The sequence below is a fragment of the Pseudomonas sp. GM49 genome (assembly GCF_000282355.1).
In the GTDB taxonomy this organism is placed as follows: Bacteria; Pseudomonadota; Gammaproteobacteria; order Pseudomonadales; family Pseudomonadaceae; genus Aquipseudomonas.
Window position 1 is genome coordinate 35,191 of record NZ_AKJL01000262.1, and the last position, 14,033, is coordinate 49,223.

A 14,033-nucleotide genomic window follows, 5' to 3' on the forward strand; every position below is an offset into this window, starting at 1 on the left:
CTTAAAGGGCATTGATCAGAGTGCTGAAAATTTCCTGCGCAGTCTTGATGATCTGCGAAGACGCCGTGTAGTACTGCTGAAACTTGGTCAGGTTACCGGCCTCTTCATCGAGATCGACCCCCGACAGCGAGTCACGGGCGTTTCGCGCCCCGGTCAGGATGGTGTCAGTGGCCGTACCGTCCATCTGGGCCTGCTTGGTCTGGGAGCCAACGCTTGACACCAGGCCACCATACGCCTCGGTAAAACTCACACCCGGGCTAGTGGCAGTGGCACCCACCGTTGCCTTGGTTTGCAGACCGAGCAAGGCCGAAGCATTGCGGTTGTCGGTGCTGCCGGCCGCGGTCATGGAAATGTTGAAACTGTCGCCCGAAGCCGGGCTGCCGCTGACGGTCATCCCCACGCTGAAGGTTTTGGCATTGCCACCGGCATCGGTGTAAGGCACGGCAATGTTAAGGTCGTTGTTCTGGCCTGGCACGATGTTGCCGGTACCGATGCTGTTGCCCTTGGCGTCGAACACTTCATAGGCCGTGGCGCTGGTCATGAGCATGCGAACCGGCATCGATGCCTTGACCGCCGTCTGCACTTCCAGACGCTGGACCGGATCGTATATATCCAGGGCAGTGTTAAGTTTCGGCTGACTGACAGCACCGGTGCCGTCATTGCCCGAGGCTTTGGAAGAGCTCAGCGGAGCGGCCGTGGCCAGGGTTTTGGCGTCGGTCATGACCGTGGCCATGTCCGCGGCGGAGCTGCGCGTCGGGGTAACTTTGAAGCTGTCGCCGGCGGTTACCGAACCTGCGTTCAGGCTCAGGCTGAAGCCATCGATGACCGGATCAGCAGCAGGAGGTGTTGCGAAAGCGAAGTTGCCCATGTCGGTGTTATCCGACAAGCGACGCACGTTGTAGCCCGTGGCCGTTATGGACACCTGATAGTCACTGGCCTGCAGCTTGCTGGCGTCCTTGATCGTGACATTCAGGTTGCCGGAGGCCGGGTTGTTGTTCGCACTGGCGATGCTGCGCTGACTGATGGCCGCCGCGCTGTTGATGTTGTTGAACAGCGCCGCGCCGAAGTTGCCGTTCTGGTCCAGGCCCTGCCCCAACTGCTTGTTGACCTGATCCGCCACAACCATGGCGATGCGACCCAGGCCATTGACCGCTGGCGTCAACACTTCAGTGCGATAGCGCAACAACCCACCCATCTGGCCGCCGCTCATCACGCCCGTGATGTCGATCGACGAACTGCCACGATCCATGATGATCGAGGAACGGGTCGGGTCGGTCGGGTCTGCCGCCATGCGCAATTTATTGACCGTGTCGCCGACAACCAACGGCTGGCCGCTACCCAGGTAGATATCCAGCCGGCCTTCGGTTTCGGTGACCTGAGTGCCGACCAGCTCATTGAGCTGGCGAATGGTTTCGTTGCGCTGGTCCAGCAGTTCGTTGGGCGCGCCACTCGAACTGCTGACTTCACTGATTCTCTTGTTGTACGCCGCGACAGTCGATGCCAGCTTGTTGACCTGCTCGGCCATCGAGCCCAACTGATCGTTGATGTAGGTGTTCTGTTGCGTCAATTGCTGGGACATGGCGTTGAAGCGGTTGCTCAAGCCCTGGGCATTGGTCAACAGCGCCTGGCGTGCAGCGTTGTCGTTGGAGCTGGCGGACAGCGTCTGCAACGACGAGAAGAACGACTGCAGTGTTTTGGTGATGCCGGTGCCACTGTCGGACAGCAGTTTGTCCACCTGAGTGGCCTGCCCCAGATAAGCCTGCGCATCCCCGTTGAGCGAAGTAGTGGTCTGCAACTGTGCATCGAGGTAGCTGTTGTACACCCGACGCACATCGGCCAGCGTCGTGCCGGTGCCGATGAACACATTGCCGTACTGAATAGAGCCTTTGGTGCCCTGTACAGTTTGTTGGCGCGAGTACCCGACGGTATCGACGTTGGAAATGTTATTACCGGTAGTCACCAACGAAGCGTGGCTGGCGGACAGCCCCGACATCCCGATATTGAGCAAACTCATGGTTCAGACCTTATACCTTGTGCCTATAAAGGCGTGGTGGAAACGCCCGCCGCAGCGTAGTTCTGGTAACTCGTCATCTGCCTGGCTATCTGCGAAATCTTGCTTGCGTAGTCCGGGTCGGTTGCGTAACCGGCCTTCTGCAACTCGCGTACAAACTGTTCTGGGTTATCGGCCGACTTCACGACATCTTGATAGCGATTATTGGTCTGCAGCAAAGTCACAAGGTCGTGAAAGCTGTCCTTGTAAGAGTCGTAGGAACGGAACTGCGCCGTCTCCTTGACCATCTGCCCGTTTCTGAATTCGCTGGTGATCGCCCGCGCCGAATTGCCCTGCCAACTGTTGCCGGCCTTGATGCCGAACAGGTTGTGGCTGCTGCTGCCGTCCTGCTGGCGCATGACCGATTTGCCCCAACCGGTTTCCAGGGCTGCCTGAGCCACCAGGTAACGTGGATCGACACCAATCCGGGCCGCCGCTTCCCTGGCCATCGGCAACATGGTGTTGACGAAATCGTCGGCGGAATTGAAGGCTTTCTTCGCCGGCGCCAGAGGAATCTGCGCCATGGCGCGACCATAAATCTGCATGCCACCGCCGGCAGCCTGCTGCGCGTTCGCCAGCCAGTCGCCGTTGTACAGCGCCCCCGAGCCGGTGGTCGTCGTACGCTCTGGCAATTGCGTTTTGTTGACCATCGTAGCCGTGGTCGTCGCCGAAGGCACCAGCCCTGCCAACAACCGATCAGCCAGCTTCGGCGGCAATGCCAGGCGTCGCTGATTGATCAGCGCCATGTCATTGCGATGACCACCCTCACCCGCCTCCTGCGGTGCATGGACCGAGCGCGAAGCCCACAACGGACGCTGGCCGTTGACCCGCGACAGCGGCCCATTGATTGCCACCGCGCCGGCCGCCACCGGCGTTTGCACGGCTGCTATCGCAGCCTCTTGCTTGGCCAGAGACGCTGCGGCGGCTTCACCCGGGGCCAGCGATTTGTTCTTCGACATCTGGCGCATCAGCACGTCTGCCAGGCCAATACCACCGCCCTCGCGGGACATGGAAACGGCCAACTGCTGGTCGTACATTTCCTGGTACTGCTTGGCCGCCGGCGTGTTCATCGGATTGTCCTGCCCTAGCGCCTCGGTGGCCGAGCGCATCGACTTGAGCATTTCCCCGAGGAACAGCGATTCGAACTCCTGCGCCACCTTGCGCAGGTTGCCGTCGCTGTTCTTGTCGCCGACCTTGAGCTGATTCAGACGATTGAGGTCCGAATAGGAGCCCGAATCGCTGCTGCTGACCAGACCGCTCTTGCGCATATCCACGATGGCCGTCCTCAGATCACGATCAGGTCGGCTTGCAGGGCGCCGGCCTGCTTCAGCGCTTCGAGGATGGCCATCAAGTCACCCGGTGCCGCGCCGACCTGGTTCACCGCTCGCACGATCTCGTCGAGGGTGGTGCCAGGGCCGAACTTGAACATCGGCTTGGCTTCCTGCTGGGCGTTGACCTTCGAACGCGGCACGACCGCAGTGGTGCCATTGGACAGCGGGCCGGGCTGACTGACGATCGGGTCTTCGGTGATGGTCACGGTCAGGCTGCCGTGGGTCACGGCGGCCGGGGAAACCTTGACGTTCTGGCCGATCACGATGGTGCCGGTACGGGAGTTGATGATGACTTTCGCCACCGCCTGGCCCGGATCGATTTCCAGGTTCTCCAGGATCGACAGGTAGTCGACCCGCTGGCTCGGATCGAGCGGCGCGGTGACGCGAATCGAACCGCCGTCGATGGCCTGGGCCACGCCAGGGCCGAGCATGTCGTTGATCTTGTCGACGACGCGCTTGGCTGTGGTGAAGTCGGAACGGTTGAGGTTCAGCGTCAGGCTGTTGCCCTGGTTGAAACCGCTCGGTACCGCGCGCTCCACCGATGCACCACCAGGGATGCGACCGGCCGACGGAACGTTGACGGTGATCTTCGAGCCGTCTCGACCTTCGGCATCGAATCCGCCAACCACCAGGTTGCCCTGGGCCACCGCATAGACGTTACCGTCGATACCTTTGAGTGGCGTCAGCAGCAAGGTGCCGCCGCGCAAACTCTTGGAGTTACCGATGGAGGAAACGGTGATGTCGACCTGCTGCCCCGGCTTGGCGAACGCTGGCAGATCGGCACTGATCGACACCGCCGCGACATTCTTCAACTGCACGTTGCCCGAACCCGGCGGCACCTTGATGCCGAACTGCGAGAGCATGTTGTTGAAGGTCTGCAAGGTGAACGGGGTTTGCGTCGTCTGGTCACCGGTGCCGTTAAGCCCGACCACCAGGCCGTAACCGATCAATTGGTTGGAGCGCACGCCGGAAATGCTGGCGATGTCCTTCAGGCGCTCGGCTTGAACGTTGAACGCTGCGGACATCAGGAACGCAGCCATCATGAGACTTCTGAAATTCAACGTAGCCACCTAGAAAGGGAACAGCGGGCTGAGGAAGAAACGGTCGAACCAGCCTGGCTGACTCGCATCGGCAAACGAGCCGGTGCCCGAGTAGGTGATGCGCGCATCGGCGACACGGGTCGACGACACGGTGTTGTCGGTAGAGATGTCATCGGCGCGAACGAGGCCGGCAATCCGTACCAGTTCATCGCCGGTGTTGAGGGTCATCCACTTCTCGCCGCGCACCGCGATGATGCCGTTGGGCAACACATCGGCGACGGTCACGGTGATCGAACCGGTCAGGGTGTTGCCCTGCGCCGCCTTGCTGTCCCCCTTGGTGGCGCGGTCACCTTCGTAGCTGGCGCTCAGGCTCAGGTCGCCATCACCGAACGGGTTGTTGGTGGTGGCGCTGGTGCCGAACAGCGAGGTCAGGCCGATGTTGGCCTTGCTGTTCTTGCCAATTTGCGAGTTGGCGTTTTTGCTGGCCTGGGTCCTTTCGTTCAGGGTGATGGTGATGATGTCACCGATCCTGAACGCCTTGCGGTCGCTGTAGAGGTTCTGTTCGAAACCGGCCTGGTAGATCGAGCCATTGTTCGCGGCGGCTGGCAACGGCGTGCGTGGCAACACCGGAGCGTAGTAAGGGTCGTTGGGCTTGGGCGTCGCAGGCACGCAACCTGCGAGCGCGGCGATCCCACTCAGTGCCAGAACAGATACATAGCGATTCATGACCCTACCTCACGGTGTTGCAGGCAGCCTCATGGCCGCCTCATAGACTGATTACAGATTCTGCGTTACGAACGAGAGCATCTGGTCGGCGGTGGAGATCACCTTGGAGTTCATCTCGTAGGCACGCTGGGTGGTGATCATGTTGACCATCTCCTCAACGGTGCTGACGTTGGACGTTTCCAGGGTGTTCTGCAGGGTGGTGCCGAAACCGTTCAGGCCCGGTGTGCCGACTTGCGGCGCGCCACTGGCGGCGGTTTCCAGGAACAGGTTGTTGCCCACCGCCTGCAGGCCGGCCGGGTTGATGAAGTCGGCGGTTTGCAGGTTGCCGATCACCTGGGCAGCCGGGTTGCCGGCAACGGTGATGGACACGGTGCCGTCGCGACCGACCGTGAAGGTCTGCGCGTCGTTCGGGATGACAATGGCCGGCTCCAGGGCAAAGCCGCTGGCGTTGACGATCTGGCCGTTGGAGTCCAGGTGGAACGTACCGTCGCGGGTGTAGGACGTAGTGCCGTCCGGTTGCAGGATCTGGAAGAAACCGCGACCATCGATGGCCATGTCCAGTGGCTGCTCGGTTGTTTGCAGGCTGCCGGCGGTGAAGTTTTTCTGGGTGCCGACGATGCGCACACCGGTACCCAGTTGCAGACCCGACGGCAGTTCGCTGTCCTGGGTCGACTGGGCGCCTGGCTGACGCTTGATCTGGTAGAGCAGGTCCTGGAACTCGGCGCGGTCACGTTTGAAACCCGTGGTCGACACGTTGGCCAGGTTGTTGGAAATGGTGGTCAGGTTGGTGTCCTGGGCGGACAAACCTGTTTTGGCAACCCATAGAGCCGGAAGCATTCGATTCTCCTCGTGCGCCTGTTTTACGGCGCGACGTTCTGGTAATTAGCTGATCTGCAAGACCCGAGCCATGGCCTGGTCATCGTCTTTGGCGGTGTTCATCATCTTGATGTGCAGCTCGAACTGCTTGGACAAGGCCAGTACCGAGGTCATCTCTTCCACGGCATTGACGTTGCTCGACTCGAGGAACCCGGACACCAGCTTGACGTTGGCATCGGCCTGCGCCGGCTTGCCGTCCTTGGTGTGGATCGAACCATCCAGGCCCTTGGTCATGTTCTTGAAGTCCGGGTTGACCAGCTTGATGCGGTCGACTTCAGCCATCACCCGAGGCCCTTCGCCCATCGCGCGGATGCTGATGGTGCCGTCCTCACCGACTTCGATCTGCTGCTCGGGCGGCACGGCAATCGGCCCGCCATTGCCCATGACCGGCATGCCGTTGCCGGCGCGCAGCACGCCCAGAGCGTCAACGTTCAGGCTGCCGGTGCGCACATAGCTTTCACCGCCGTCGGGATTCTGTACGGCAATCCAGCCGTTGCCTTGCACGGCAACGTCGAGGTCGCGACCGGTTTCCACCAGTGAGCCTGGGGAGAAATCCGTGGCCGGGCGCTCGGACATGGCAAACGCACGCGCCGGAAAGCTGTCACCGAACACCGGCATCGAACGGGCCTGCTCCAGGTCTTTCTGGAAGCCGTTGGTGGAGATGTTCGCGAGGTTGTTGGCATGAGCCTTTTGCGCCAGTGCATTCTGGCTGGCGCCGGTCATTGCCACATAAAGGTACTTATCCACACTCTGTCCTCTGCCTGCCGGACGTTTGCCGTCCACTGCTGTACTGCTGAGCCATAAGCAATTAGCAGACCAACTTGTTTTTGGCGGCGCCAGGCCCGGCAAACAGGGGACTTTTAGGATTCAGAGGGGATTTGCGATTTGTATCAGAGACGAAAAACCGGCGGTGTCATGCCGGTGGGTGGCAAGTGCCGGCCTCTTGAGTGACTGATCTGTCGCCTTCGCGGGCAAGCCCGCTCCCACAGTAGTCTGTAGCGTTCACAAAACCTGTGGGAGCGGGCTTGCCCGCGAAGAGGCCGGCACAAACACAGCAAGCTTAAGTCAGGACTCGTTCTTGCCCACCTCATAGTCGCGCAATTTGTTGGCAATGGTGGTATGCGAAACCCCCAGGCGCTTGCCCAGTTGCCGACTGCTCGGATGCTCGGAATACAGCCGCTCCAGCACGGCTTTTTCGAAACGCCCGACGATTTCGTCCAGCCCACCCTCCAGCGAAAAATCGCCAAGGGGCTGACGCACACCATAATCCGGCAGGCGAATATGCTCGGCCTTGACCGTGCCGCCGTCGCACAGGGAAACCGCCTGGAACAGCACGTTCTCCAGTTGCCGCACGTTACCCGGCCAATGGTAATGACTGAGCCGCTCCATGGCCGCCGGAGCGAGCTTGGGCAGCGGACAGCCGATCTGCCGGCTTGCCTGATCGAGGAAGTGCTCCACCAGCGGCGTCAAGCCGTCGAGGCATTCGCGCAACGGCGGGATGTGCAGCGACAACACATTCAAGCGGTGATACAGGTCCTGGCGGAACTCGCCGCGAGCGCACAATTCGGACAGGTCGACCTGGGTCGCGCAGATCACTCGCACGTCGAGGTAGACCTCTTCATCACTGCCCACACGACGGAAGCAGCCATCCTGCAAAAAGCGCAGCAATTTCACCTGCAAGCGCGGACTCATTTCCCCGACGCCATCGAGAAACAGCGTACCGCCCGCCGTCAATTCCAGCAGCCCGAGTTTGCCCTCGGCCCGCGCCCCTTCAAAGGCACCCGGGCCGTAACCGAACAACTCCGTCTCGGCCATGGACTCCGGCAGACCGGCGCAATTGAGCGCCATCAATGGCGACTGCCCGCGAGGACTGGCCAGATGGCAGGCCCGCGCCAACAACTCTTTGCCGGTACCGGTTTCGCCTTCTATCAACAGCGGCGCATCCAATGGCGCCATGCGCCGCGCTTCGCGCACCACCGCGGCCATGACTTTCGAGCTCTGGAAGATGCTGTCGAAGCCACGCAACTCCTGCTTGCGCACGTTGTAGATGCGTTCGCCCACCCGGTCGGCGCGGTGCAGCGTCAGCACCGCACCGGCCATGGCCTCGCTGTCATCATGTTCCGATTGCAGCGGAGCGATGTCAGCCAGGAACACATCGCCCTTGACCTTCACCCGCAGCCCGTTGATCCGCGACTTGTTGGCGCGCACCAGTTCCGGCAGATCGAAATCTTCGGCGTACCGCGACAGGGGAATCCCCGGCACCTCGTCGACCCGCACCCCGAGCAACTGCGCCGCCGCCCGGTTGGCCGCGACAATGGAACCGCCCATGTCGATCGACAGCACCGGAAACTCCAGCGCACCGAGCAGTGCATTGAGCTCCATGTGCCGACGCTCGCTGGGCATCAGCCCTACACGCTTGACGCCAAAAACCCCGGCAATCGCTTCGAATTTCGGACGCAAGGCCTGGAACTGAATGTTGATCAGGTTCGGGCAATGCAGGTAGATGGCGTTGCCATGTTCACCGCCCACCTCGCCGCGGGCCACGTTGATCCCGTACTCCACCAACAGATTGAGAATGTCGCGCAGGATGCCGATGCGGTTCTGGCAATGGACTTTGATACGCATATAAAGGCCCGAAAAAGCAGTGATTGAACCTGTGGGAGCGAGCTTGCTCGCGATAGCGGTGGGTCATGCAAATTAATCTCTTCTGACACACCCTCATCGCGAGCAAGCTCGCTCCCACAAGGGTATTGCAGCGCCTTCGGGCATATTTTTCTGCCGAGGCACTCAGAAAGTCGTCAAGATTATGTGACAGACAAAGCGTTTTTCATACCTGCAAATCTCAGTAGCTACGCGCCAACCACCATAACGTAACGAAAACTTTACGATTATCGATGGGTTTTCCTGCCCGAGACGCCGAGCCCCTGCTGCAACGGTGCAATCCTTGGGGTATTTCTAGGTCCATAGCAGTACATAACAAGAACGAAATTCCCTAGCAGGAGAGCAGCATGAAGCAGACGCAATACGTGGCTCGCGAGCCCGATGCGCAAGGTTTTATCGACTACCCCGCCGAAGAACACGCGGTGTGGAACACGCTGATCACTCGTCAACTGAAAGTGATCGAAGGGCGTGCGTGCCAGGAGTACCTGGACGGTATCGAAAAACTCGGTCTGCCCCACGACCGCATTCCTCAACTCGGCGAAATCAACAAGGTCCTCGGTGAAACCACCGGTTGGCAGGTTGCCCGGGTTCCCGCACTGATTCCCTTCCAGACCTTTTTCGAACTGCTGGCCAGCAAGCAGTTTCCGGTGGCGACCTTTATTCGTACCCGCGAAGAACTGGACTACCTGCAAGAGCCGGACATTTTCCACGAGATCTTTGGTCACTGCCCGCTGCTGACCAACCCCTGGTTCGCCGAATTCACCCACACCTACGGCAAGCTCGGCCTCAAGGCTTCGAAGGAAGAACGCGTGTACCTGGCGCGCCTGTACTGGATGACCATCGAGTTCGGCCTGGTCGATACCCCGCAAGGCCAGCGCATCTACGGCGGCGGCATTCTGTCTTCACCGAAGGAAACCGTTTACTGCCTGTCGAACGAGCCTGAACATCAAGCCTTCGACCCGCTGGAATGCATGCGCACGCCTTACCGCATCGACATCCTGCAGCCCCTGTATTTCGTTCTGCCGAACCTCAAGCGCCTGTTCGACCTGGCCCACGAAGACATCATGGGCATGGTCAAGCAAGCGATGCAGATGGGTCTGCACACACCGAAATTTCCGCCAAAGGCTGCGTGAACCGCGACTTTTGCTGACAAGTGAGTCTGTCAGTCACCGTCGCTTTGGTTTAGCGTGACGGTACTGTCGACCGATATAAAAACACTCGATTTCAGGAAACACACCATGTCCACTTTGAACCAAGCCCATTGCGAAGCCTGCCGCGCCGACGCCCCACAAGTCAGCGATGAAGAACTGCCGATCCTGATCAAGCAGATCCCGGACTGGAACATCGAAGTACGTGACAGCATCATGCAGCTGGAAAAAGTCTTCCTGTTCAAGAACTTCAAGCACGCCCTGGCGTTCACCAACGCCGTCGGTGAAATCTCCGAAGCTGAAGGCCATCACCCGGGCCTGCTGACCGAGTGGGGCAAAGTCACCGTGACCTGGTGGAGCCACTCGATCAAGGGTCTGCACCGCAACGACTTCATCATGGCCGCGCGCACTGACGAAGTGGCCAAGGACGCCGAGGGCCGCAAGTAATGCATTTCGACGCCATCGGTCGAGTGCCTGGCGACCCGATCCTCGGCCTGATGGAGGCCTACGCGCAGGACCCGAACCCGCGCAAGTTCGATTTGGGCGTGGGTGTCTACAAAGACGCCCAGGGCCTGACGCCGATTCTCGAGTCGGTGAAGCTTGCCGAACAGCGCCTGGTGGACCATCAGTCCACCAAGACCTACATCGGTGGGCACGGCGAGCCGGCGTTTGGCAAGGCCATCAATGAGCTGGTGCTGGGCGCCGACTCGAAGCTGATCAGCGCACAACGCGCCGGTGCCACCCAGACTCCGGGCGGCACCGGAGCTTTGCGTCTGAGCGCGGACTTCATCGCCCAGTGCCTGCCGGGGCGTGGCGTATGGTTGAGCAACCCGACCTGGCCAATCCACGAAAGCATTTTCGCGGCGGCCAAGGTCAAGGTCAGCCACTACCCCTACGTCGGCAGTGACAATCGACTGGATGTCGATGGCATGCTGGCGGCACTCAACGAAGCCCCCAAGGGTGACGTGGTGTTGCTGCACGCCTGCTGCCACAACCCGACCGGTTTCGACCTGTCCCAGGATGACTGGCAGAGGGTGCTGGAGGTAGTACGCAAGCGCGAACTGCTGCCACTGATCGACTTCGCGTATCAAGGATTCGGCGATGGTCTGGAACAGGATGCCTGGTCGACCCGACTGTTCGCCGCCGAGTTGCCGGAACTGCTGATCACCAGTTCCTGCTCGAAAAACTTCGGCCTGTACCGCGACCGCACCGGCGCGCTGATTGTCTGCGCGAAAACCGCCGACAAGCTGACCGATATTCGCAGCCAGTTGGCCAACATCGCCCGCAACCTGTGGTCGACACCGCCGGATCACGGTGCTGCCGTGGTCGCGACCATCCTTGGCGATTCGGAGCTGAAAAACCTCTGGGCTGACGAAGTGGAAGCCATGCGCCTGCGTATCGCCCAACTGCGCAGCGGCCTGGTGGAAGCACTGGACCCTCACGGTTTGCGCGAACGCTTTGCGCACATTGGCGTGCAACGCGGGATGTTCTCCTACACTGGTTTGTCGCCGGAGCAGGTGAAGAACCTGCGGGAGCATCACAGTGTGTACATGGTCAACTCCGGCCGGGCCAACGTCGCAGGCATCGATGCCACGCGCCTGGACCTGCTGGCCGAGGCGATTGCCAAGGTCTGCAAGTAACCTCCCAAGCCCTGCACCCCCCTGTGGGAGCGAGCTTGCTCGCGATAGCGGTCTATCAGTCAATCTCACCGTTGAATGACACTCCGCCATCGCGAGCAAGCTCGCTCCCACATTTGTTCTGCGTCGCTGTTACCGACCTGTCTAGACAACCCCATCCGTCGAAACAAATGGATATAAAAGTCTGTTTGTCATTTTCAGTGCTGTATCCTGCCCAGGCTTTCTTTAAAGCGCGGATCTACCAGATCTATCAACAGACTTAGCGAGGAGCGCGACTATGCACGAGATTCCTAATCTCCCCTTCCCAAGCCTGCACGTACCTGAGCAGACGACCACGCAGCAAGCCGGAGCTCAACAGCCCCAGCCGAAAGAAGCCACTGACAGCCGCCAGGCTGACAGAGAAGACTGAAACACCCGCCGTACAGACCGTGTGGAAAGCGCTAACATGCGCTTTCCACACTGCCTGAAACGCGAGCCTGCACCATGACCGATGAATTCAGCGAAACCTTTGATGAAAAGCAGGCCAGCGTCCTGATCGGCACCGCCGAGAAAATGATCGAGATCTGGAATCGCCTCTCCCCCGAGAAACAAGCCGCCTTGCTCGCCCGCTTCGGCACCCAGGAAAATGCGCTGGCCGCCCTGGTCACCACGCAGCTGGTTGCTCCCGCCAAACCTGAATGACGCCGCCCGGCAAATAGTTTTACTTTTTCACAACCTGTGACCGTCCACACCGCTATCATAAGCAGCCTATCTATCCTGCTTTACCGTGGACCTTTACCCATGCCTGAAAACCAGCGCCCCCTGGCGGTCACGCTGCAAGTTGTTTCCATCGTCCTTTTCACCTTCATCGGCTACCTGAACATCGGCATCCCCCTGGCCGTATTGCCCGGTTACGTCCACAGCGACCTGGGCTTCGGCGCGGTGATCGCGGGGCTGGTGATCAGCGTGCAATACCTGGCCACCCTGCTCAGCCGCCCGTATGCCGGGAAAATCATCGACAACAAAGGCAGCAAGCTGGCGGTCATGTACGGCCTGGCCGGCTGCGGCTTGAGCGGTGTGTTCATGCTGATCTCCGCCTGGACCCAGAGCCTGCCGGCCTTGAGCCTGATCAGCTTGCTGATCGGCCGACTGGTACTCGGCAGCGCGGAAAGCCTGGTGGGCTCGGGCTCGATTGGCTGGGGCATCGGCCGGGTCGGCGCGGCGAATACCGCCAAAGTCATCTCGTGGAACGGGATCGCAAGCTACGGCGCGCTGGCTGTCGGCGCGCCCCTGGGGGTGTTGCTCGTCCATCAACTGGGCTTGTGGAGCATGGGGGTGAGTATTGTGTTGCTTGCCATTCTCGGTCTGCTGCTGGCCTGGCCGAAAACCGCCGCGCCAATCGTTGCCGGTGAGCGCCTGCCGTTCATACACGTGCTCGGACGGGTCTTCCCCCACGGCTGTGGCCTGGCCCTGGGCTCCATTGGTTTCGGCACCATCGCCACCTTCATCACCCTGTATTACGCCACGCAACACTGGGACAACGCGGTGCTGTGCCTGAGCCTGTTCGGCGCCAGCTTCATCGGCGCGCGTTTGCTGTTCGGCAACCTGATCAACCGCCTCGGCGGCTTTCGCGTAGCCATTGCCTGCCTGTCGGTGGAAACCCTGGGATTGCTGTTGCTGTGGCTGGCACCCGATGCGCATTGGGCACTGGCGGGGGCTGCGTTGAGCGGCTTCGGCTTTTCACTGGTGTTTCCGGCGCTGGGAGTAGAGGCGGTCAATCTGGTGCCGGCGTCCAGCCGTGGCGCGGCCGTCGGCGCCTATTCGCTGTTCATCGACTTGTCGCTGGGGATCACCGGGCCGCTGGCCGGGGCGATTGCGGCCGGGTTCGGTTTTGCATCAATCTTCCTGTTCGCCGCCCTCGCCGCCCTGAGCGGTTTGATGCTGAGCCTCTATCTGTACCGCCAGGCACCGAAGCAACGCGAAGCGCGGGACGCCCGTTAGAAATCGACCTTACCGCGCCCGGCCTTGATGTTGCCGCGCTTGCTCTTGGATTCGAGACGACGGGTCTTCGAGCCGAGGGTCGGTTTGGTCGGGCGGCGCTTCTTCTCGACCTTGATGGCACTGAGGATCAACTCGGTCAGCCGCAACAGCGCATCGGCGCGGTTCTGCTCCTGCGTCCGGTACTGCTGGGCCTTGATGATCAACACACCGTCGCTGGTGATGCGGCTGTCGCGCAGCGCCAGCAGCCGCTCCTTGTAGAACTCGGGCAAGGACGACGCCGGAATGTCAAAACGCAGGTGCACGGCACTGGAGACCTTGTTGACGTTCTGCCCACCGGCGCCTTGGGCGCGAATGGCCGTCAACTCGATCTCGGCATCCGACAGATGCACGTTGTTGGAAATGACCAGCATGGAAAAACGTCCGTATACAGAGCGTGCAGGATACCGCGAATCAGATACTGAACACGCCACTAAACCCTGTGGGAGCGAGCCTGCTCGCGATGAGGGCGTGTCAGTCAACATCTGACTAACCTGACACACCGCTATCGCGAGCAGGCTGAACTGGTCAACTAATTTTGGACACCA

13 protein-coding genes are annotated in these 14,033 nt (G+C 60.5%); 5 read left to right on the forward strand and 8 right to left on the reverse strand.

Annotation, left to right across the window (positions count from 1 at the left end; genetic code table 11):
• Position 1: 1 nt before the first annotated feature.
• The 7 genes from flgK to PMI29_RS06785 all read right to left on the reverse strand — a co-directional run bounded on the left by flgK (position 2) and on the right by PMI29_RS06785 (position 8,648).
• Positions 2 to 2,014, reverse strand: coding sequence for a flagellar hook-associated protein FlgK (gene flgK, locus PMI29_RS06815; protein ID WP_008001796.1), 2,013 nt, complete (start codon positions 2,012 to 2,014; stop codon positions 2 to 4).
• 23 nt (positions 2,015 to 2,037) lie between these two features.
• On the reverse strand, positions 2,038 to 3,324 hold the full coding sequence (flgJ, locus tag PMI29_RS06810) for a flagellar assembly peptidoglycan hydrolase FlgJ (protein WP_008001798.1): 1,287 nt from the start codon (positions 3,322 to 3,324) through the stop codon (positions 2,038 to 2,040).
• A gap of 11 nt (positions 3,325 to 3,335) precedes the next feature.
• On the reverse strand, positions 3,336 to 4,424 hold the full coding sequence (locus tag PMI29_RS06805) for a flagellar basal body P-ring protein FlgI (RefSeq protein WP_033052614.1): 1,089 nt from the start codon (positions 4,422 to 4,424) through the stop codon (positions 3,336 to 3,338).
• A gap of 27 nt (positions 4,425 to 4,451) precedes the next feature.
• Positions 4,452 to 5,147, reverse strand: a complete 696-nt coding sequence (flgH, locus tag PMI29_RS06800; RefSeq protein WP_008001801.1) for a flagellar basal body L-ring protein FlgH — start codon at positions 5,145 to 5,147, stop codon at positions 4,452 to 4,454.
• 51 nt (positions 5,148 to 5,198) lie between these two features.
• Positions 5,199 to 5,984 carry a flagellar basal-body rod protein FlgG gene (gene flgG, locus PMI29_RS06795; protein WP_007975316.1) on the reverse strand — a complete coding sequence of 262 codons (786 nt, stop codon included), beginning with the start codon at positions 5,982 to 5,984 and terminating at the stop codon, positions 5,199 to 5,201.
• Between the two features lie 45 nt (positions 5,985 to 6,029).
• Positions 6,030 to 6,770 (reverse strand): flagellar basal body rod protein FlgF, encoded by a 741-nt coding sequence (locus PMI29_RS06790; RefSeq protein ID WP_008001803.1) that lies wholly within the window; start codon positions 6,768 to 6,770, stop codon positions 6,030 to 6,032.
• A gap of 318 nt (positions 6,771 to 7,088) precedes the next feature.
• Complete coding sequence (locus tag PMI29_RS06785) at positions 7,089 to 8,648, reverse strand: sigma-54-dependent phenylalanine hydroxylase transcriptional regulator PhhR (protein ID WP_008001805.1); 1,560 nt, start codon at positions 8,646 to 8,648, stop codon at positions 7,089 to 7,091.
• A 383-nt stretch (positions 8,649 to 9,031) separates the two neighbouring features.
• Between PMI29_RS06785 and phhA the strand changes: the two genes are divergently transcribed.
• From phhA to PMI29_RS06760, 5 genes are all read left to right on the forward strand, one after another.
• Positions 9,032 to 9,817 carry a phenylalanine 4-monooxygenase gene (phhA, locus tag PMI29_RS06780; protein WP_008001807.1) on the forward strand — a complete coding sequence of 262 codons (786 nt, stop codon included), beginning with the start codon at positions 9,032 to 9,034 and terminating at the stop codon, positions 9,815 to 9,817.
• 105 nt (positions 9,818 to 9,922) lie between these two features.
• Positions 9,923 to 10,279, forward strand: a complete 357-nt coding sequence (locus tag PMI29_RS06775; protein ID WP_007975310.1) for a 4a-hydroxytetrahydrobiopterin dehydratase — start codon at positions 9,923 to 9,925, stop codon at positions 10,277 to 10,279.
• Entirely contained in the window at positions 10,279 to 11,472 is a 1,194-nt protein-coding gene (locus PMI29_RS06770; RefSeq protein WP_008001809.1) for an amino acid aminotransferase, read from the forward strand. Before PMI29_RS06775 ends, PMI29_RS06770 begins: the two co-directional genes overlap by 1 nt.
• Positions 11,473 to 11,952: 480 nt before the next feature.
• Entirely contained in the window at positions 11,953 to 12,150 is a 198-nt protein-coding gene (locus PMI29_RS06765) for a hypothetical protein (RefSeq protein WP_008001814.1), read from the forward strand.
• A 99-nt stretch (positions 12,151 to 12,249) separates the two neighbouring features.
• Positions 12,250 to 13,449, forward strand: coding sequence for an MFS transporter (locus PMI29_RS06760; RefSeq protein ID WP_008001816.1), 1,200 nt, complete (start codon positions 12,250 to 12,252; stop codon positions 13,447 to 13,449).
• On the opposite strand, the gene arfB is transcribed toward PMI29_RS06760, so the two are convergent.
• Positions 13,446 to 13,859, reverse strand: coding sequence for an alternative ribosome rescue aminoacyl-tRNA hydrolase ArfB (arfB, locus tag PMI29_RS06755; protein WP_008001818.1), 414 nt, complete (start codon positions 13,857 to 13,859; stop codon positions 13,446 to 13,448). The genes PMI29_RS06760 and arfB overlap by 4 nt on opposite strands.
• Between the last annotated feature and the right edge of the window lie 174 nt (positions 13,860 to 14,033).

What these genes read in the sequence shown, in the direction of transcription:
- PMI29_RS06785 (WP_008001805.1), bottom strand. Translation starts at nt 8,648, where the DNA reads ATGCGTATCAAAGTCCATTGCCAGAACCGCATCGGCATCCTGCGCGAC.
- PMI29_RS06805 (WP_033052614.1), bottom strand. Translation starts at nt 4,424, where the DNA reads ATGATGGCTGCGTTCCTGATGTCCGCAGCGTTCAACGTTCAAGCCGAG.
- phhA (WP_008001807.1), top strand. Translation starts at nt 9,032, where the DNA reads ATGAAGCAGACGCAATACGTGGCTCGCGAGCCCGATGCGCAAGGTTTT.
- flgG (WP_007975316.1), bottom strand. Translation starts at nt 5,984, where the DNA reads ATGCTTCCGGCTCTATGGGTTGCCAAAACAGGTTTGTCCGCCCAGGAC.
- PMI29_RS06765 (WP_008001814.1), top strand. Translation starts at nt 11,953, where the DNA reads ATGACCGATGAATTCAGCGAAACCTTTGATGAAAAGCAGGCCAGCGTC.
- PMI29_RS06760 (WP_008001816.1), top strand. Translation starts at nt 12,250, where the DNA reads ATGCCTGAAAACCAGCGCCCCCTGGCGGTCACGCTGCAAGTTGTTTCC.
- flgK (WP_008001796.1), bottom strand. Translation starts at nt 2,014, where the DNA reads ATGAGTTTGCTCAATATCGGGATGTCGGGGCTGTCCGCCAGCCACGCT.
- flgH (WP_008001801.1), bottom strand. Translation starts at nt 5,147, where the DNA reads ATGAATCGCTATGTATCTGTTCTGGCACTGAGTGGGATCGCCGCGCTC.
- PMI29_RS06775 (WP_007975310.1), top strand. Translation starts at nt 9,923, where the DNA reads ATGTCCACTTTGAACCAAGCCCATTGCGAAGCCTGCCGCGCCGACGCC.
- PMI29_RS06770 (WP_008001809.1), top strand. Translation starts at nt 10,279, where the DNA reads ATGCATTTCGACGCCATCGGTCGAGTGCCTGGCGACCCGATCCTCGGC.
- arfB (WP_008001818.1), bottom strand. Translation starts at nt 13,859, where the DNA reads ATGCTGGTCATTTCCAACAACGTGCATCTGTCGGATGCCGAGATCGAG.